The sequence below is a fragment of the Vibrio sp. B7 genome, from assembly GCF_963888765.1.
Classification (GTDB): Bacteria; Pseudomonadota; Gammaproteobacteria; order Enterobacterales; family Vibrionaceae; genus Vibrio; species Vibrio anguillarum.
The window spans coordinates 265348-284922 of sequence record NZ_CAWPKR010000011.1; the positions used below are offsets into that span (position 1 = coordinate 265348).

A 19575-nucleotide genomic window follows, 5' to 3' on the forward strand; every position below is an offset into this window, starting at 1 on the left:
AACATGCCGCAGCCATAGAAATTTCAGGTCAGCATTTTGGTTACTTAGTGATGATTTCCGGCCCCATTAAGGTGGTTGGTAACCAAGTGGAAATCCAAGGCACGTAGGTCACAATCATCAAAAATAGGAACATAATCGCCACCCACGGTAGCGCCGCTTTCACCACATTCATCATCGACATTTTGGCAACCCCTGCGGTGACAAACAAGTTTAACCCGACGGGCGGTGTGATCATCCCTATTTCCATGTTCACCACCATCATGATCCCAAGGTGAATGGGGTCAATACCGAGTGCGATGGCGATGGGAAAGACCAATGGAGCAACAATGATCAGCAGCCCTGATGGCTCCATAAACTGACCACCAAGTAGCAGTAATATGTTGACTACAATCAAAAATGTTATAGGCCCGAGACCGGCGGAAAGCATCGATTCAGCAATAATTTGCGGAATACGCTCTTCGGTCAGAACATGTTTCAATATCAATGCATTGGCGATAATAAACAGCAGCATGATGGTCAGTTTGCCTGCATCAAACAAAGTCGCTTGCGTATCTTTATGGAAAAAGGTTTGCACGATTTTGACCAAGGCAGGTTTGGTATTTTCTTTGTCGGCGAACGGCCCCATATCTTTGTAAACAAAATTGGCAATCAAGAAAGCGTATACCGCTGCCACCGCAGCCGCTTCGGTTGGCGTAAAGATACCACCGTAAATCCCGCCGAGAATGATCACCACCAGCAACAAACCCCAGCTGGCATCTTTGGCGGCGAAGATCGCTTCTTTCCAACCCACAAAAGATTGTTTCGGCAGGTTTTTAATTCGTGCAAAAATGTAGATAGCAACAATCAGCATCAAACCCGCTAATAAACCTGGGATCACACCGCCTAAAAACATGCGCCCTACCGATACATCGGTCGCGGCTGCGTACACGACCATTACAATCGAAGGTGGGATCAAGATGCCCAATGTGCCAGCATTACAAATAACCCCAGCGGCAAACTCTTTGCTGTAGCCATTTTTAACCATTCCGGCAATAACAATACTACCGATCGCCACCACTGTAGCAGGCGAAGAACCAGACAGCGCCGCAAACATCATACAGGCCACTACCGAAGCAATCGCAAGCCCTCCCCGAAACCAACCCACCATAGCGATAGCGAAACGGATAATGCGTTTTGCTACACCTCCGGTTGACATAAAGCTGGAAGCCAAAATAAAAAATGGAATCGCAAGCAAAGTGTAATGGCCTTCAAAAGCGTTAAACAAGGTTTGAGCCACTGACGCTAAAGAAGTATCGGAGTGCCAAAGTAGGAACAGAACGCTGGATAATCCGAGCGAGATAGCAATGGGTACACCGACTAACATAAAGCCGATGACCATAACAAACAGCAGTAAAATATCCATGAATTAACGCTCCTTGCGAGAATCAATAGGCGGGGTCGCTTCGCGGTTCGGCTCTAACATGGTCTCGCTCACTTGTGCCATTTCCGCTTTGAGCGCTTCAAGATCTTCCTCGGCTTCATGGCCAGAAATCATTCTGTCTAACTTACCGCTGAGAATTTGATAGGCGATTTGTAAAAAGCGAAAAGTGAGTAATCCCATTCCGATAGGCAATGCCATGTATGGAATAAAGCGCGGCATTTTTTCATAGCGCTCCCCTTCATTGAGCCAATCGGAGAGAAATTGCAGCATTTCCGGCATAGGAATATCGTCGGTTTCATACCAAGCACGCTCAGTCGCAAACGGATACCAGTAATTCCACGAACCGATGAGCAGTAAAATAGAAAAGGTTAAACAACAAGCCACCGCGACCAGTGCAGACACTTTTCGCATAGTTGCAGGCACCATGTTAATGACCACATCAACTCCGATGTGAAAGTGTTTCTTTACCCCATAGGACGCACCAACCAGTACCATCCATGCAAACATGAACACGGTTAATTCCAATGCCCATAAAATGTTGCCGTTAAAAACATAGCGATAAACAACGTTAACGAACGTTAATAAGGTCATCGAGCCCAAGAAGAATGCAATCAGCATTTCTTCAATCGCATCGGTAAATCGGCCGACTTTAGAGAAAAAAGAGTGTTCCATGTGATACATCGCTCTCATAGTAATTATCGGAATTGACTCAAGGTCACCGCACGGCTTCAGGTTAGTTATCAATGAGACGAGCAATAAACGCGTTGAGTCCAACCCCACCACGCAAGGTGGTGGTTGGAGGCTGATTATTTGTTTGAAGCCAGCGCTGCCTCAATCAAATCTGAACCGATATCTTTTTCAAATTTCTGCCACACAGGCTTCAGCGTTGTAACCCATTGCTGGCGCTGTTCAGGTGTGAGAGTGCGGATCACGCCTCCGGCTTCCAATACATATTGTCTATTTTGGAGCTCGACTTTATTTGATTCCGCATTACGCGCTTCAGTGACTTCTTTTAAAATGGTCGCGAACTGGTCACGCACATCGGCTGGTAGGCTGTCCCACCACTTGCTCGATGTCACCACTAGGTAGTCCAAAATGCCGTGATCGGTTTCGGTAATGCCATCTTGCACTTCAAAGAATTTCTTACCGTAAATGTTGGACCATGTATTTTCTTGACCATCAATAACTTTGGTTTGCAAACCGCCATACACTTCTGCAAAAGACATTTTTTGCGGGTTTGCACCAAGCTGCTCAAACTGAGCCACCAGTACATCAGATGCTTGCACGCGGAACTTTAATCCTTTTGCATCCGCCGGCACGAGTAGAGGTTTATTGGCTGACATCTGTTTCATACCGTTATGCCAAAACTCCAACCCTTTTACACCACGACGTGTCATTGAATTTTTCAGTTTTTCACCGTCAGCCGAGTTTTGGAAACGGTCAACTGCGTCCACATCCTCAAATAGGAATGGCAGGTCAAAAATACGGAATTTTTTGGTGAATTTTTCAAATTTTGATAATGAAGGCGCCGCTAGCTGCACATCGCCGTTTAGCATGGCTTCCAATACTTTGTCGTCATCGTATAACGTTGAATTAGGGAAAACTTGTAGGCAAGCCTTACCATTCATCTCCTTATTAACACGCTCTTCAAGCAGCGAAGCCGCAATGCCTTTAGGGTGCTTATCTGTATTCGTGACGTGGCTAAACTTAATGACGATTTCGCCGGGGTCGCAATTTGCGGCCGCATTAAAACTGGTTACAGCAAGAATGGAAGCGGTCAGCAAAGTCAGTGGCTTTAACATTATTATTCTCCTTGATTGAACATATCAGCCCCATCAATGGGTGCTGGTTGTTTTCTATAAGGCAATTAACAAGCCAACATGACACATTTCATTAACAAGCCAGTAACTATAAGGTGTCGCCAACTATTCAGTTAACAACAACCCATAGAATCTTATGATAGAAAGCAAAAATGGGTAGAAAATGACCCAAGGAATATGAATTTTGGGTGGGAAATGACACCCAGCTAAATCCATCAAAGGGCGGCGATGAGAATGACAAAAAATGTGAAACGGGAAGGAAGCGCACCCTCCGCCCAAACAGCAAGCCTAGTTTGGGCACTCCCCCCGAGCTCTTTATCGGAGAGCGCGCTAATTGGTTAGAACCGACAGATTATGTTAGTAGCACACAGAAAGTGGTGTGCTACAAAAAAGAAGAGGGTGAGCAGGCAGGCTAAAAAACCTACCCACTCTGGGGGTTAGGGCTACATCGCAGCTTTCACCGCTTTCGCTAGTTTTTGTGCTGCTTGTTTTGGATCCGCTTTCGGATCATTGAAGAAGTTCGTTACGACATCAAAAATCGCGCCTTGGGCATAGCTGGTTGTCGACATACCATGGGCAATACTGGGCACAAGGTTGTTGGACTTAGCCGTCGCTTTAAAGGCCGCCATTGAGTCCAACGCGCACTGGTCAAATTTTGACATATTCATATCTGTGCGTACCGGGATCGAGCCTTTGTTGAGGTTAAATACCTCTTGGAATTTAGGATCTAGGATCGTGGCGGCTAGCGCTTTTTGCGCCTGCTTATTGTCTGCATCAGTTAGCTCAAAAAAGACAAAACTATCGACATTATGGATAAATTGATCGGCCGTACCTGGCGCGGCCACGCACAGGTAATCTTTACCCGCAACTTTGCCCGCTGCGGTAAACTCACCTTTTGCCCAGTCGCCCATGATCTGCATCGCCGCTTCACCATTTATCACCATTGAAGTCGCAACGTTCCAATCACGGCCTGGAGAGTTAACATCAACGTAGTCATGAACTTTTTTAAACTGGCTAAACACGTCAACCATTTTATCGCCCGCGAGCACAGCCATATCAAGCTCAACAAACGCTTTCACGTAATCTTGTGAGCCAAGAACGCTCAACGCCACCGTTTCAAAAACCGTCGCGTCTTGCCAAGGTTGACCACCGTGCGCCAGTGGCACATAACCCGCGGCTTTGATCTTATCGCCCGCAACAAAAAACTCGTCTAACGTGGTTGGCACTTTAGCACCCACTTTAGCCAGTACCGCAGGGTTAACCCACAACCAGTTGACGCGATGCACGTTAACTGGCACGGCCACATATTGGCCATTCCACTTCATGACATTGGTGATCATCGGTGGTACGACTTCATCCCACCCCCCCTGTTTGGCTACGTCGTTAAGGTTCGTGAGAAAACCAAGCCCCGCCCATTCTTGAATATCGTGTCCTTTAATTTGAGCCGCCGACGGTGGGTTACCCGACACCGCGCGCGTTTTCAATACCGTCATGGCACTTTCACCACCACCACCTGCGACAGCGAAATCTTTCCAACTATGGCCTTGCTGCTCCAACATTTCGGTGAGCACAGCTATCGACTTGGCTTCACCACCGGAAGTCCACCAATGGAGTACTTCCACTTCACCAGCATGAGTTGAAGGGATGAAAGAGACAAAGAGGAAAGATAAAGCAAGCAGAGTGTTATGAAATTTCATCATCATCTTCCTTGGTTTTGATTCGGCAAACCTGATTCGCAAACTTTTATTAACCATTAAAGTGCTGATCGTTTACCTACTAGTCTAATCAAAGAAAATTTTTTTCGTTGAAACAAACCGTAATTTTAACGTAACGAAAGCGTTACACTACACCGCTAAGGTAGGTGGGATAAAGACTTGTGCTTCCAGACCACCATGAGCTGGATTGCGTAAAATGAGATCTCCGCCGTGTCCATGTAAAATACTTCGGCATATTCCAAGGCCAAGACCGTGGCCTTGATCATCATCGGCAAGGCGAAAATAGGGCTCAAAGACCGCTTCTAATTTATCTATCGGGATCCCCGGGCCTTGGTCTTGAATGGTGATAACCACCCACTCTGGATTTTCTTCCAACTTCACCCACACTTGCTGACCATACTTCACGCCATTGCCAATCAAGTTTGTCAATACTCGTTGAATAGCTAGAGGCTTAGCGATTATCGGTTCAAGCTGTGTAGGCGTAAAATGGACCACTTGGCGAGTTAAGTTGTACCCTTCAGCAATCGTCTGAATCATCTCATTGAGATCAATACTGCTGTTATTTTCGTGTAAATCGGTATCTCGCACGCACTGCAATGCCCCTTTAACCATCATCTCTAGCTCATCGAGATCGCGGTTAAATTTTTCGCGCTTAACATCGCTTTCGAGCAATTCAGCCCTTAGGCGTAAGCGGGTGATGGGTGTTTTTAAATCATGAGAGATGGCCGAAAACAGATGCTCTCTATCGGCAACGTAACGTCGAATTCGTTGCTGCATACGATTGAATGCGCGGGTCGCCGTGATCAATTCTGTCGCCCCCTCTTCACGCAAGGGACGCTGGGCAATATCCATACTCATCTCATTCGCCGCTTTGGCTAAATTTCTCAGTGGCCGAACTTGGCGGCGCATAAGCAAGTAGGTCAACGCTAACAAAATGGTGGTGGAAAAAAAGAGAAATAAGATCTGCTCTTTTCTTAGTAGAGTGTCATCCAATTTCACGTATGGAGCGGGAAGTAGCGCCGCCACGTAAACCCATTCATGGCTTGATAGTTCGATTTGCACCACCAACACTGGCGGGTTTAGCGGTTCAAGTGTGAGTGTATGATAGGCCCACGACTTAGGTAAGTCGCTGAGAAAAATATCGTTTTTTAGTAACCGCAAATGTTCTGGTTTGGTAAATTCAACTTGAATACTCTCAACGTTATTGAGCTTTTGTTGCAACACTTCCCTCACCGCATCGACTGAAGCTCGCTTGAGCGGCGTATCGATAATCGGCTCCACAGTCAATGGCTCTTTATTGAATGAGACAAAAAAACGGGTTCCCCCCATATTGCGAATTTGATCCAGCACGATATGCCGATATTTGACGGGTAGTGATTGAAAAAAGGTCACGGTGGAAGCAAACATACCTGCCATGCTAGAAGAAACGGAACTGATCCCTTCCAACTCTTTTTGTTTAGATTGGCTGTACCAAATCGCCGTTGCAATGCCCTGCGCTATCACCACCGCCAACAAAGTCAGCAGCAGTGTTCGTGAGACAAGAGAGTTGGGTTTTAAGCGTGAAAAGAGACGTCTTAGCGTCATTTTTAATGGCCGTAACTGACCGGAACGGCCAGAATATAGCCGTTGCCACGCATAGTTTTAATGTAGTGAGGGTATTTTGCACTATCACCCAATCGCTGACGTAAACGGCTAAGTTGCACGTCGATACCTCGCTCAAAAGGGAGCGCTTCACGTCCACGAGTAGCAAATGAGATGGTATCGCGATCAAGCACTTCCTTAGGCCGGGTTAAAAACAGCATCAGTAGTGCAAAATCACTGCCCGACAAGTCATGCTCATCGGCACGCTCTAGATGTGTAATTCGGTGTGACAAGGTATCGAGCTGCCAATCACCAAACGTAATTTGTTTGGGCAACGCATCGGTTGTTTTTTCATCATTGACTTGTACCCGGCGCAGCAAAGCCTTGATGCGCGCCATTAACTGACGCGGGTTAAAAGGTTTCGCCACATAATCATCCGCGCCAATTTCTAAACCAATGATTTGGTCAGTTTCATCAGAAACCGCGGTCAACATAATGATAGGAACGTTCGAATGACGACGGATTTTTTGGCATAAAGTAAAACCATCGTCTCCGGGCATCATCACATCCAACAAAATAAGATCGGGATAACTGTTGCGTTCCAAATAGGCTAATAGCTCGATGCCATCCGCGGTGGTGACGATATCAAAACCAGACTTCGTCAAGTACTCATCTAATAATTGCCGAATCTCTTCGTCATCATCCACGACTAGAATGCGCGTTCTTGCCTGCATGTCCACTATCCATATTTTCAACTGATCGGCCTAGTGTAGCTATAGGTCATTTTTTTGATTATTGATATTTATGTAAAGTTTGAATTCTGTCTAGATAGAGATCACAAAATGCGTTACTTATGAGGAACAACTGATTTCCATTTTTTTCCCCCATTCAGGAGGAAGCTGGGCAAAATGACTCTTTTCCGGCTGCTCGGCATAAGGGTTGGCTAACAATTGTGCTAATTGGTGCACTTGTTGGTAATCACCCTGTTCTGCTTTATCAATCGCTTGTTGAGCCAAATAATTACGCAAAATATATTTCGGATTCACTTTTCTCATCTCTGCGCAGCGCTGCTCAATCGAAATCGCGTTCCCCGAACTGTCGATTTCTCGCTCACAACGAGCCAGATACTGTTCAAGCCAAGACTGAGCGGCAGCGCGGTCAATGAAGAGATTCAATACAGGTTGCTTTCCTTCTCGATCCAAGTTGGATAGTTGCCGGAAAAAGCGAGTGTAATCGGTGTGATTTTTGGTTAATAACTCAAACATTTGCTCAAACAACACAGAATCACCGGGCAGAGAGGTCAACAACCCCAATTTACGACGCATTTGCTGGCTAAAATAACGGCCGAGCTGCGCTTCAAACTGAGCGAGTGCCTCTTCCAGATCGCTTCTTTCCACTAACGGTGACAATGCATGAGCTAAAGCGGACAGGTTCCACAACGCCACACGCGGCTGCTGATCAAACGCGTAGCGGCCTTGATAATCGGAGTGATTGCCAATATAAGTCGGTTCATAATCATCGAGAAAAGCAAAAGGACCGTAGTCAAAGGTTTGACCGAGAATTGACATATTGTCGGTATTCATCACACCATGGGCAAATCCAACCGCTTGCCAATCAGCAATCATCTTAGCAGTACGCTCAACAATGTGACTAAACATGGCCGCATAAGGTTTTTCTTGTGTAAGGCAATCAGGGTAATGCCACTCAATCACTTTATCAGCCAGTTGCTTTTGCTCTGCTAATTGGTTGGTATAGAAAAAATGTTCAAAATGGCCAAAGCGAATATGGCTCTGCGCTACACGTACCAGCAGCGCACCTCGCTCTTGTTTTTCTCGATAAACAGGCGTGTCACTGCTCATCATCGCTAATGCTCTTGTGGTCGCAATCCCAAGACCCGCCATCGCCTCACTACACAAGTATTCGCGAATAGTGGAGCGCAGTACGGCGCGGCCATCCCCCATACGCGAATAAGGCGTAAGTCCAGCACCCTTCAAATGCAGATCATACACTTCGCCCGTTTTACTCTCGATTTCGGCCAGTAGTAAGCCACGGCCATCACCCAAATCAGGGTTATAAATACCAAATTGATGGCCCGCGTATTTCATCGCTAATGGCTTAAATTGCGCGGGAATAACTTGGCCAGACAGGCTGTGCAGTAGCTCATCATTAGGTTGTGTTGGTAAAGACAAATCGCCAGCCAGTGAGGCATTCCAAGCAACCCAACGCACATTGTCTAAAGGCGCTGGGTTCACTGGAGAATAAAAAGCCGAGGGTAATTCACCATAGCGAGTGTGCAGTGTTACTTCATTCCAAATCGACATGCGAAGTCCTCATAATATGGTTTTTGGTTAGACTTTTGCACGTTAGCAAATACTTGAGCTCTAGACTAGGGTATTATTAGGCAAAGTTGTCACCTATTACAGGTCACATTCAAGGTGAAGTCGATGTTATCCATTTTTGATATTTTTAAAATTGGTGTGGGCCCTTCTAGCTCACACACCAATGGGCCAATGATTGCAGGCTATCAATTTAGCCAAATCATTGCTGATTTAACGCAAGTGGCAAGAGTGCAGATTGACCTTTACGGTTCATTATCACTTACAGGACGTGGCCACCACACTGATCGCGCCGTGATATTAGGTCTGCTGGGCAATAAGCCTGACACCATCAAAATCACCAGCGCCAATCAAGCGCTAGCGCATGCTATTGAACACGGTGAGCTTAATTTAGCGGGAAAAAAGCTCATTCCATTCCAGCTAAAAACAGACCTCCTCTTCCAAAATACTAATCTTCCCTTACATGAAAATGGTATGACGATTACCGCTTTGGGAGCGCAAGGAGAAACGTTAGCCTTTGAAACTTACTACTCGGTGGGAGGCGGTTTTGTTGCTACCGCCAAAGAGTTGGAACACGGTAGTGCAAATGCACCCGTGGAGGTCGAATTTCCTTTTACTTCTGCTGATGAATTACTCTTTAAAGCCGAAAAACATGGCTTAAGTTTAGGCAGTCTCGTTTTGCGCAATGAAATAGCATTTCATGACCTTGAAACGATTAACCACAAAGCCGATCAAATCTGGAAAGTGATGTCGCTCTGCATGCAGCGCGGCTTTGAAACGGAAGGCATTCTCGAAGGTGGGTTGCATGTCACGCGCCGCGCACCAGCACTGCTCAAAAAGCTGGAAGCTAACGCGGCGATTGAAAGTGACCCAATGGAGATCATGGACTGGATTAACCTGTTTGCTTTCGCGGTCAGTGAAGAAAATGCAGCGGGAGGGCAAGTGGTTACCTCGCCAACCAATGGCGCGGCAGGAGTGATACCCGCCGTATTAATGTATTACCACCGCTTTATCCGAGAGCTTGACACTAAGCAGTTGAAAGATTTTCTCGCCGTGGCTGGCGCTATTGGTATTTTGTACAAAACCAATGCTTCTATTTCGGGGGCCGAAGTAGGCTGTCAAGGAGAGATTGGAGTCTCTTCCTCAATGGCAGCGGCAGGGTTGACCGCGCTAAGAGGTGGCAGCAACGAACAAATTTGCATGGCGGCTGAAATTGCCATGGAGCATTCATTGGGTATGACATGCGACCCAATGGGTGGCTTAGTTCAAGTCCCTTGCATCGAACGCAATGCAATGGGAGCTGTGAAAGCGATTAACGCTTCACGCATGGCCCTAAAACGGACCAGCAAATGCTTAATTTCTCTAGATAAAGTGATTGAGACCATGTACCAGACGGGGAAAGATATGAATCGGAAATATCGTGAAACCTCATTAGGCGGCTTAGCGTTAATCCACCTATCACCACCTTGTGAATAGTAATACCGTTCAATCCTCATCAAGCCCTGTGTGAATACAGGGCTTGTTTAAGCGGTAAATTCAGGAATGCGTAACTCTTGGTTCTGGGTAATCGCTTCTCGCTGCACAATCCACTGAAAGCTGAGCGACAACACACAAATCTCAACCGCACAAACCACTAACCAGACGAGTGACAATAATAATGTCAATGGCAGAAAATGTAGATTAAACAAGGGCTGTAGTAGTGCGTTGATAAGCATGGGGATCACACCTATCAGCACAAATAGTGCTTTGGCGTGGGGCTTTGACATTTGCCACGCGACACTCAAACCTCTAGGTTGATGATCTAGTGCTGTTGCTGGCAAAACTAATGACCAGCGGGAGATAAACCAGCCAATAGGCAGCATTGCGGCATAGGTACAAAGCTGAATTAACCACATTGGCATAGCCACTATATTTGCCAGCGGGCCAATGATAAACATGGGTATGATTAGAATGGCAAACAGTATGGCGCCTAACGCAGCCCACCATCCAATAAAGCGCAATTCACGCGAACTTAAGTAAAAAATCGTGCTCAAACGGCAAGATTTTTCACCCAGCAGAACCAAACGATGCAAGCGCACTGTCGCCATCGCCGCCGTTACCGTATAAAGCACATAAACAATGACATTCGTTAATGTGAACAACTGTTGTGGATCATCAAAGTCAACAACACCAATCGTGAAATAGAGATTCACCACCAAAAAAGGTGAAGATTGCAGCATGAGAGTCAGCCAATTTTTTTGGACTAATTTTAACGCACTCACCACAGTATACTGGATCGGTAGCTGCTGATATTCCATGAATCTATTCCCTGACAAATAAGTAAGGTTAATATATCTAAAATAGATCCCACTTGTTCTAAAAGCTCTGTGATGCCAATCCAACTCCACGCACTCATTGATAACAATCTTATTGGTATCTCATATTAGTGACTCGGCAACGAGGCGCTATTCTGAATAAAGAGACAATCGCTGACACTGAGGTATCTCACCGCATTTGAAGAGTTCATGCTAGAATGCGCCGAATTTGCGATGAGTTGCACTCAAAGTATTAGGGCGTAGCGCCTTACGATGAGAAAGCCATCGCTTGCTAACTGTTTTGACTTTTTAACACTGAGAGCCCGCATGCCATTTTCCAACCTAGGATTGAGCGATCCAATCTTAAAAGCCGTTCACGAACTCGGCTATTCTGCCCCAACACCGATTCAAGAACAGGCAATCCCAGCCATTTTGACGGGTAAAAATGTCATTGCGGCAGCGCAAACCGGCACGGGTAAAACCGCTAGCTTTGTACTGCCCATTTTGCAGATGCTTAGTCAAGGAACAACTCAGCGCGCCAAACGTGTTCGCGCATTAATTTTAGCGCCCACTCGCGAATTGGCTCTGCAAGTGGAAGAGAACGTCACTCAATACGCAAAGTATCTGCCCTTAACCTGCCTTGCGATGTACGGCGGTGTCGATTCGCAAAAACAAAAACAACGCTTGATTGAAGGGGTGGATATTTTAATCGCCACGCCGGGGCGCTTGCTTGATATGTATGGCCAACGCGCCGTTCATTTTGATGAGCTTGAAGTGTTGGTGATGGATGAAGCTGACCGCATGCTCGACATGGGTTTCATTGAAGACATCAATAAAATTGTTGATCGCCTGCCACTAAACCGTCAGAACTTGCTGTTTTCGGCGACCCTTTCTCGCCCAGTGCGCGAGTTGGCTAAATCAGCCATTAATGATCCGATTGAAATTGATGTCGCTGGTTACAACCGCACGCCAAATCAAATTGAGCAGTGGATTATCACTGTCGATAAAGATCAAAAATCTGCACTACTGAGCCATTTGATTACTGAAAACCAATGGCAACAAGCGATGATTTTCATCGAAACCAAACACGGTGCGGCAAAGCTGGCGAGCCAACTGGAAAAGCGTGGCATTGCGGCAGAGGCGTTTCACAGTGGCCGTAGCCAAGAAGTTCGTGAAAAATTATTAGCCGATTTCAAAGCAGGTAAACTGCAATTTTTGATTGCAACGGGCGTTGCCGCGCGCGGTATTGATATTGATAACTTAGAAAGAGTGGTGAATTACGACTTGCCTTATCCTGCGGAGAACTACATTCACCGTATTGGACGAACCGGTCGTGCTGGTGCAACCGGTGAAGCAATTTCTCTCGTATCACGCGATGATTTTAAAAACTTGTGCATGATTGAAAGCCGCTTAGGACATTTGCTTGTGCGTAAAGAAATTGAAGGTTTCACACCGAAAAAAGACGTGCCTATTTCCATTTTAAATTACCACTTGAAAAAGCGTGATAACGAGCACTCAAGTGCACCGCGTCGTAGCCCTCGCCCTAAACAAGAAAAACGCTCATAAGCATAATGCTTTTTTACAAATCCCACCGCCCGGTGGGATTTTGTTGACTAAACCATTCCCGCATCACACTTTTACGCCTTCTTTCTCTCTACGCCCCAAAATCACTACTCAAGGATGATTCTGTCTTCATCAACTTCTATTAGCCTGCAACTCATCTCCTATTTCTCGCATCCCATCATCGCTTAGGTTGACACGTTATGGCTTACAACAAATACACTATCTATCAAGTTTTCACGCGCTTATTCGGTAATACAAACCGTTGCAACACACCTTGGGCAACGAAAGAACAAAATGGCGTCGGTAAATTAAGTGACTTCACTGACGATGCACTCAATGCAATTCATCAACTTGGGATCACTCATATTTGGTATACCGGTGTTTTACATCACGCACTGGTGAGTGATTACCGCGCATGGGGAATAGAGAATGATCACCCAAGTGTTGTCAAAGGTAGAGCGGGCTCGCCTTACGCCATTAAAGACTACTATTCGATAAACCCTGATTTAGCCGACGACCCAGCTCAGCGTAATCACGAATTTGAAGCCTTGATTAAGCGTACACACCAAGCGGGTATGAAAGTCATCATCGACATTGTCCCTAATCACGTGGCGCGCCAATATCAAGGGCTCAATAACCCTGTCGGAGTCAATGATTTTGGTGAAAATGATGATACCAGTGTGCAATACGCCAGGGACAATAACTTCTATTACCTACCCGACACCCCCTTTAAACTGCCAGATATTCCCACCTCATTACTACCGTTGGGCGGTGAATGCCACCCAGATTTAGCCACCCCGTTTTACGAACACCCCGCAAAATGGACAGGCAATGGATCTCGTTTAGCCAAGCCGAACATCGATGATTGGTATGAAACCATCAAAATAAACTACGGCATCAAACCTGATGGAGGCAAAGATTTTGCCGAGCTTCCGCAGCAATACCGTTTCCTATCTCACCTTGAACACGCCATTTTCTGGCAAGACAAAAGTGTCCCGGATTCATGGCGTAAATTTAGGGATATCGCTCTTTATTGGCTCGATAAAGGCGTGGATGGCTTTCGTTATGATATGGCCGAAATGGTACCGATTGAATTTTGGAGCTATCTCAACTCGGCAATTAGGCTACACACCCCCGATGCTTTTTTAATGGCAGAGGTGTATCAGCCAGATTTATACCGCGATTACATCCAGATCGGGAAAATGGACTATCTGTACGACAAAGTCGACCTTTACGATAGTCTCAAAGCCATCATGAAAGGACACGGCTCTACCAAAGAGATTGGTCGTATTGAATATCAACTGCGCGACATTGAGCATCACATGCTGCATTTCTTGGAAAACCATGACGAGCAGAGAATTGCCTCGCCTGAATTTGCAGGGGAAGCACATAAAGCACGCCCAGCCATGTTGATTTCAGCCTGTTTATCCAGCTCACCAACCTTGCTTTATTTTGGGCAAGAAGTGGGCGAACCGGGAGCGGAACATGCCGGCTTTGGCCAGCCTTCTCGCACCTCTATTTTTGACTATATCGGTGTTCCACAACACCAAAAATGGATGAATAACGGCGCATTTGATGGTGGCCAATTAAACGAGAGCGAGAAGCAGCTGCGCCATTTCTACTCAACATTACTGAATTTAGTCAAACAGAGCCCCGCACTGACCGGTGAATATCATGATCTGTACGCCGCCAATGTTGAACACTTCTCCGACCAACAAGATTACTTATTTGCCTTTGCTCGCTCTAACCCGTCACAAAAGCTGATCATCGCAGCGAACTTCAGTGCCACAAGTGGCAAAACCGTAAAACTGCATTTACCTAAAGCATTGACCACTTATTGGCAGTTAACCTGTGGTGAGCACACTTTATTCGATCCGCTAAATCAACAAACGCTGACGCTCTTCGTCAACGAACAAGAGAGCTATGTGATGATCGACTTCACCCCACTTTCGACCCATTTCATGGTTCTCAATAATATTTAAACCTCAAAGAGAGTCATTGGTCTTCTTTCAATACAACAAGCCAGCATCTTCATCGTGCTGGCTTGTTTTGCTAAACGCTATAAGGTTAAGGCTTGCTTTAAGTGACTTTCATTAACACGGGCTCTTGATCAGATTCCCGCTTATGCTGATTGGGCAAAATGCCTAAAGTATGTAAAAAGGTTTTGAGCATGATGGCGTAAATGAACATCATAGGAAGGCCTGCGACCACACAAAGCGACTTAATGGTTTCAATCCCTCCCCCAGCCAAAAATACACTTAAACTGATCAGCCCAATCGCACAGGCCCAAAGCAATTTTACTCGATTATCGGGATCACCATTCAAAGCCAATTCATTGGTGGTGAGCATCGCCGTCGCAACACTCGCACTGGACATAGTGGTCAGCATCAATAAAAACTGAATGAGCAGAAATAGCCCAAGCACCCCATTTCCCCCAGGCAAGGTTTTTATCAATGAAACCACTGCGTAGGTTAAGCCACCTTCTGCCATCCAGCCCTGAACGGGTAAACCGCCCAGCATTTGAGTCCACACCGCATAGCCACCAAAAATGGAGATAAAAAATGCACAACCCAAAGCGCCCATCGAGATGGTGTACAAAACCACTTCACGAATCGTTCGTCCACGAGAAATTCGCGTGATGAATAGGCCCATCATAATCAAGTACGCGTAATACCAAAACCAATAGTACTGAGTCCAGCCTTGTGCAAAACCACTTTGCTGAACAGGGTCTGTCCACAATGACATTCTAAAGAAATTATCCAACATCACGCCCAGCGAGTCAGTGAAACTATTAAGAATGAAAGAAGGTTGAGTCGCCAATAATACAAACAGGGCAAACAACACCGCCATGCTGACTGTCCAGTTAGAAATCATGTTGATACCCTGATTAAAACCAACCCCCATCACAACCACTAACGCAGCCACAAAAAGCACAATAATTGTGCCTTGTAAGCCAAGGCTATTCTCAATTTGTAACAGCTCTGCCACACCGGCGCTGACCAAGGTCACAGTTAAGGCTAGCGAGCTAGCAAACGCGGCCAACGTACCAAAAATCGACAATAGATCGATACTTTTTGCCACCAAAGGATGGTCACCCACTACCGAAGAACACAAACTGGAAACTTTTAACGTGCGTTTTTTTTGTACATAAAATGCATAAGCAAACGGAATCGCTGGAAAGCAGTAAATCGCCCAGCCAGTAATGCCCCAATGAAAAATAGAGTAGGTAACGGCCCATGCCGCAGCAGGATAACTATTAGGCTCAGCAAATAACGGCGGTGATTGTAAGTAATACATCGGCTCACCTATCGCCCAGTAAATGAGTGACGCCCCGACGCCAGCGGTAAAAATCATCCCGCCGTAAGAAAAATTACTGTATTCAGTTTTTTCTTCACCTAAACGAATGCGGCCGTATTTCGAACACGCTAGCCACAGTAAAAAAAACACTAACGCCAAACTTGCCATCTGTACTAACCAGCCAAACCAGTGGCTCACCCAGCCCATAGCTTGCGCCGCCATCGCTTGAGAGGTGGCTGGATAAAGCGCAGATACCGTTAACAAAACAAGCACTAACGCAATCGCAGGAAAAGCCAATCCATAATTAAGATTTTTCAAAACTGCGCCTCCATTCATAAAGTGCTTGAATATGGCGAGGGGTGATGCCACAACATCCGCCGATCACGGTTGCACCGAGGGCATACCACTGCTTGGCAAATGCGAGATAATCTTCTGCACTAAACTCACGCATGGCTTGTACGGTTTCGTTAGCGGCATGATCCGATTTAATCGGCGTAAAACTGTTTGCATAAACGCCGATTTCAATCTTTTGCGCTCGGCCTTCCAACACCGTTTTCGCCTGTTGAATGGCATCAGCCATCACCTCGGGTATTGAGCAGTTAAAGAAAATACCCGCCCCACCCGCAGAATAGATTTGTTCTGCGGCTTCAGACACTGACTGCCCAGAACGCAATTGTGCGATATTAGAGTCATCTTTCAGAGTCAGTGCGTAATAGCAAGGCTTGGTTGATGAGGCAAACACCGATTGGATCATGCTCAACTCTTCTAAACTGGCAATCGTCTCCGCTAACCAGACGTCCACATAAGGATCTTGTGCTTGATACAAAGTGAGTGAAATCGCTCGTGCGACTTCGGCTTGAAAGAGATCAGGCCGATAGCTTCCCATAGCCGGTGGCATAGAACCCGCCACTAAAATCGGACGTTCTGACTGCTGTGCTACTTCCGCAGCAATCTGCGCGGCTAAGTTCGCTAACCTTGCACCATCGGTTTGATATAGTGACTCGCCCAAGTGAAAAGGGACACACGCATAGCTATTCACCGTGATGATGTCGGCACCGCTATCAATAAATCCTTGGTGAGCTAAACGAACATGTTGTGGAGATTCAATCAGCGCTTGCGCGCTCCAAAGTGGCTGAGAAAAAGGAGCGCCAATTCTTTTTAATTCACGCCCCATGCCACCATCAAGAAGGGTTAATTTGCTCATAATATCGTATCCATAATGCTTTATTGGTCAGTGCCATTGAAGCATACTGTGAGCAAGATCATAGTGAATAACATTGAACTGCAATATGAATTTTATTCAAGTAAGTGATTTGATTTATCTATTCTTTTTCGCAAGGTCACTATCTGTTGTTCATGCTGTCATTCGTGCTGTAATTCTTAGAAAACATGGGGCTTGGTCATTTCACAACAAATACTCAACGCATCATAAACAACTCTTCATGGAACTGAGTTTCAACGTCTACATGGTAAGGCTTCAACGCCTGTTTTAAAGTCCGTGAAAACGCAACAGGGCCACAAAAGAAAAACTCAAAACCACTTAAATCACCACACTGGCGAGCAATAGTCTCGGCAGACAAATGCGGCGCAATGCTTGAATCAATCACTGTGAGGGAGACACCTGCACGCAATGCTTTCTGCTTAAGCTCATCACACAGGGCTTGCTCTGCATGATGGCAGCAGAAGAACAGATAAGTAGCCGGATGCGCTTTTACCGTGTGTAAATAATCTAACCCAGCCATAAATGGAGCGATGCCGACACCGCCACCAATCCAGACTTGTGGCCTATCACTATAAAACTCAAATCGTCCATATGGACCTTCGACCTCAATCGGCTCACCCACGGTAATTCTCTTATAAAGGCCAGTGGTAAAATCGCCGAGCTCTTTGATCAAAAATCGCAGCTCATTAGCCTTATTGTACGAAGCAATAGTAAACGGATGCGGCTCTTCGCCAACAAAACTCAAATAGGCAAACTGCCCTGCTTTGTGTCCGGGCCAAGGTTTCTCCATCTTAATTCTTAAATCTAACGTTTGGCTCGCTGCGCAGTAGTGGCATGCGCTAATCTTCGCTGAATAACGTGCATTTCGGCCCACAAATCCAAGCAAACTGTAGACTGCTGCCGCGGAGCCAAGCGCAATAAACATCAACACTAACCAATAAATCGGCCAGCCCCAATACGCCTTTTTCAACAATAATACCGAATGCCCAGCCAGCAAAAGGTACACCACCGCCATCAAACGGTGCGATAAGCGAAACGGTTTGTATTTAATGGTTAGCCACAGTGATACACCCACCAGCAGCAATAATGAGTAGAACCCCCATTCGCCAATGGCTAACCCCATCGGGCGCATCTCTTTTACCCAAAGCGCAAAACCCGACAAGTTCCCCTGTGGGCCAGAGCCATTGAGCCGATTAGGTTTAGTCAGGAGCTCAAGTGCGATCATCCATTTCGGTATCTGGTAACAAAGCCAGTGAAATAAACCAAGCAACGTGGCCGAAATGCCCAGCCATTTGTGTATCCGATAGCCTTTATCGATTCCTTGTGTCCACTGCTCAACAAGGGGCAAACGAAGCGCCAGCACCATAGCCAATGACATCGCCACAATGGACAAAATGCCTGACCACTGGATAAAAGCCGATCGCCACTTGAAGAGGTTTTCCGACACCAAAAGCGTTGGCTCGGCTTGCATCCATAATACCGAGACAACCACCATCACAATCAATACCGTTTTGCTTACTCTGCTCATCACAATAACCACTTAAATAGAAAGGTTATCTAAGAGTAACAAGCACAACGTAAAGTAGATGAAGTAACAAGTAAATCTGTGTAAAGACGACAATCCAAGCTCTTTAAGCGCTATGTCCTTTTATTGAACGCAGAAAAATCTGACCAATCAAACAACGCTGATCTTCCGCACGATAATCTTAGGGAGGGTCACTGAATTCTGTTAGAATGCGGCCCCTTCAACTAGCGTGTTAAGAGATGATCATTCGTGATGCCACGTTGTTTGAATAAAAAACCAACGAAAACCATGCACCCCTGCTGGCCTCGGTTAGTGAACTACTTAGGAACTCGTTATGATGACTGAAGAAGAAAGAATTGAATTACAAAGAAATAACCCATTACACGGTCTTAAGTTAGAAACATTACTGCAAGAACTAGTGGATTTTTACGGTTGGGATATTCTCGATACGGCAATGCGTTTTAACTGCTTCCATACCAACCCATCGGTTGCCAGCAGCGTGAAATATCTCAATAAAACCGATTGGGCGAGAGAGAAAGTAGAAAACTTCTACCTATATCGCTTTAAACGTATGCCACGCGCTTCAGCTGAAGAATATGATCTGCCACCGCGCGCGCGCACTTTCCCGCATGGCCTCAAACCTAAAGAGCCAATGGAGCTGACGGTTGATTCCATTTTAAACTCACAGGCTAAAGCGGCTTCTGCCCATAAAGAGCGTTCCGCACGTAACCGTTCGTTTCGTCGTTAAAGAACGATAAGTCAGTGATCGGCTCACGACACAACAAATCGGTTGAGCGCAAAA

The 19575-nt window shown here is 46.0% G+C and carries 15 protein-coding genes; 4 read left to right on the forward strand and 11 right to left on the reverse strand.

Annotation, left to right across the window (positions count from 1 at the left end; all coding sequences use genetic code 11):
• Positions 1 to 40 precede the first annotated feature (40 nt).
• From AACV32_RS06255 to AACV32_RS06285, 7 genes are all read right to left on the reverse strand, one after another.
• Entirely contained in the window at positions 41 to 1402 is a 1362-nt protein-coding gene (locus tag AACV32_RS06255) for a TRAP transporter large permease (RefSeq protein WP_170894784.1), read from the reverse strand.
• A 3-nt stretch (positions 1403 to 1405) separates the two neighbouring features.
• Positions 1406 to 2092 carry a TRAP transporter small permease gene (locus AACV32_RS06260; RefSeq protein ID WP_026028632.1) on the reverse strand — a complete coding sequence of 229 codons (687 nt, stop codon included), beginning with the start codon at positions 2090 to 2092 and terminating at the stop codon, positions 1406 to 1408.
• A 134-nt stretch (positions 2093 to 2226) separates the two neighbouring features.
• Complete coding sequence (locus AACV32_RS06265; protein ID WP_017044592.1) at positions 2227 to 3222, reverse strand: TRAP transporter substrate-binding protein; 996 nt, start codon at positions 3220 to 3222, stop codon at positions 2227 to 2229.
• 461 nt (positions 3223 to 3683) lie between these two features.
• Entirely contained in the window at positions 3684 to 4937 is a 1254-nt protein-coding gene (locus AACV32_RS06270) for an ABC transporter substrate-binding protein (RefSeq protein WP_026028633.1), read from the reverse strand.
• A gap of 147 nt (positions 4938 to 5084) precedes the next feature.
• Complete coding sequence (locus AACV32_RS06275) at positions 5085 to 6539, reverse strand: ATP-binding protein (RefSeq protein ID WP_017044591.1); 1455 nt, start codon at positions 6537 to 6539, stop codon at positions 5085 to 5087.
• 2 nt (positions 6540 to 6541) lie between these two features.
• Positions 6542 to 7270 (reverse strand): response regulator, encoded by a 729-nt coding sequence (locus tag AACV32_RS06280; protein WP_026028047.1) that lies wholly within the window; start codon positions 7268 to 7270, stop codon positions 6542 to 6544.
• A 117-nt stretch (positions 7271 to 7387) separates the two neighbouring features.
• Complete coding sequence (locus AACV32_RS06285) at positions 7388 to 8857, reverse strand: protein adenylyltransferase SelO (RefSeq protein ID WP_017050196.1); 1470 nt, start codon at positions 8855 to 8857, stop codon at positions 7388 to 7390.
• 123 nt (positions 8858 to 8980) lie between these two features.
• On the opposite strand from AACV32_RS06285, the gene AACV32_RS06290 reads away from it, so the two are divergent.
• Positions 8981 to 10348, forward strand: a complete 1368-nt coding sequence (locus AACV32_RS06290) for an L-serine ammonia-lyase (protein ID WP_026028818.1) — start codon at positions 8981 to 8983, stop codon at positions 10346 to 10348.
• 47 nt (positions 10349 to 10395) lie between these two features.
• Here the strand turns inward: AACV32_RS06290 and AACV32_RS06295 are convergent, their stop codons facing one another.
• Positions 10396 to 11169, reverse strand: coding sequence for a hypothetical protein (locus tag AACV32_RS06295; RefSeq protein WP_017050198.1), 774 nt, complete (start codon positions 11167 to 11169; stop codon positions 10396 to 10398).
• 324 nt (positions 11170 to 11493) lie between these two features.
• Here AACV32_RS06295 and AACV32_RS06300 point away from each other — a divergent pair, with 324 nt between their 5' ends.
• A complete protein-coding gene (locus tag AACV32_RS06300; protein ID WP_026028635.1) occupies positions 11494 to 12732 on the forward strand; it encodes a DEAD/DEAH box helicase in 1239 nt (412 codons plus the stop codon).
• A 197-nt stretch (positions 12733 to 12929) separates the two neighbouring features.
• Positions 12930 to 14711, forward strand: a complete 1782-nt coding sequence (locus tag AACV32_RS06305; RefSeq protein ID WP_170894785.1) for an alpha-amylase family protein — start codon at positions 12930 to 12932, stop codon at positions 14709 to 14711.
• Positions 14712 to 14808: 97 nt separating this feature from the next.
• Here AACV32_RS06305 and AACV32_RS06310 read toward each other — a convergent pair whose 3' ends face one another.
• From AACV32_RS06310 to AACV32_RS06320, 3 genes are all read right to left on the reverse strand, one after another.
• A complete protein-coding gene (locus AACV32_RS06310) occupies positions 14809 to 16344 on the reverse strand; it encodes a BCCT family transporter (RefSeq protein ID WP_170894786.1) in 1536 nt (511 codons plus the stop codon).
• Positions 16331 to 17230, reverse strand: a complete 900-nt coding sequence (locus AACV32_RS06315; protein WP_129532400.1) for a homocysteine S-methyltransferase family protein — start codon at positions 17228 to 17230, stop codon at positions 16331 to 16333. The genes AACV32_RS06310 and AACV32_RS06315 overlap by 14 nt, the downstream gene beginning before the upstream one ends.
• A gap of 214 nt (positions 17231 to 17444) precedes the next feature.
• On the reverse strand, positions 17445 to 18776 hold the full coding sequence (locus AACV32_RS06320; protein WP_170894787.1) for a ferredoxin reductase family protein: 1332 nt from the start codon (positions 18774 to 18776) through the stop codon (positions 17445 to 17447).
• A 331-nt stretch (positions 18777 to 19107) separates the two neighbouring features.
• Between AACV32_RS06320 and AACV32_RS06325 the strand changes: the two genes are divergently transcribed.
• On the forward strand, positions 19108 to 19521 hold the full coding sequence (locus AACV32_RS06325; protein WP_013857204.1) for a VF530 family protein: 414 nt from the start codon (positions 19108 to 19110) through the stop codon (positions 19519 to 19521).
• Positions 19522 to 19575: the final 54 nt, after the last annotated feature.

Bases quoted from the DNA above. Each gene is read 5' to 3' on its own strand.
- AACV32_RS06255 (WP_170894784.1), bottom strand. From the start codon at position 1,402: ATGGATATTTTACTGCTGTTTGTTATGGTCATCGGCTTTATGTTAGTC.
- AACV32_RS06260 (WP_026028632.1), bottom strand. From the start codon at position 2,092: ATGGAACACTCTTTTTTCTCTAAAGTCGGCCGATTTACCGATGCGATT.
- AACV32_RS06265 (WP_017044592.1), bottom strand. From the start codon at position 3,222: ATGTTAAAGCCACTGACTTTGCTGACCGCTTCCATTCTTGCTGTAACC.
- AACV32_RS06270 (WP_026028633.1), bottom strand. From the start codon at position 4,937: ATGAAATTTCATAACACTCTGCTTGCTTTATCTTTCCTCTTTGTCTCT.
- AACV32_RS06275 (WP_017044591.1), bottom strand. From the start codon at position 6,539: ATGACGCTAAGACGTCTCTTTTCACGCTTAAAACCCAACTCTCTTGTC.
- AACV32_RS06280 (WP_026028047.1), bottom strand. From the start codon at position 7,270: ATGCAGGCAAGAACGCGCATTCTAGTCGTGGATGATGACGAAGAGATT.
- AACV32_RS06285 (WP_017050196.1), bottom strand. From the start codon at position 8,857: ATGTCGATTTGGAATGAAGTAACACTGCACACTCGCTATGGTGAATTA.
- AACV32_RS06290 (WP_026028818.1), top strand. From the start codon at position 8,981: ATGTTATCCATTTTTGATATTTTTAAAATTGGTGTGGGCCCTTCTAGC.
- AACV32_RS06295 (WP_017050198.1), bottom strand. From the start codon at position 11,169: ATGGAATATCAGCAGCTACCGATCCAGTATACTGTGGTGAGTGCGTTA.
- AACV32_RS06300 (WP_026028635.1), top strand. From the start codon at position 11,494: ATGCCATTTTCCAACCTAGGATTGAGCGATCCAATCTTAAAAGCCGTT.
- AACV32_RS06305 (WP_170894785.1), top strand. From the start codon at position 12,930: ATGGCTTACAACAAATACACTATCTATCAAGTTTTCACGCGCTTATTC.
- AACV32_RS06315 (WP_129532400.1), bottom strand. From the start codon at position 17,230: ATGAGCAAATTAACCCTTCTTGATGGTGGCATGGGGCGTGAATTAAAA.
- AACV32_RS06320 (WP_170894787.1), bottom strand. From the start codon at position 18,776: ATGAGCAGAGTAAGCAAAACGGTATTGATTGTGATGGTGGTTGTCTCG.
- AACV32_RS06325 (WP_013857204.1), top strand. From the start codon at position 19,108: ATGATGACTGAAGAAGAAAGAATTGAATTACAAAGAAATAACCCATTA.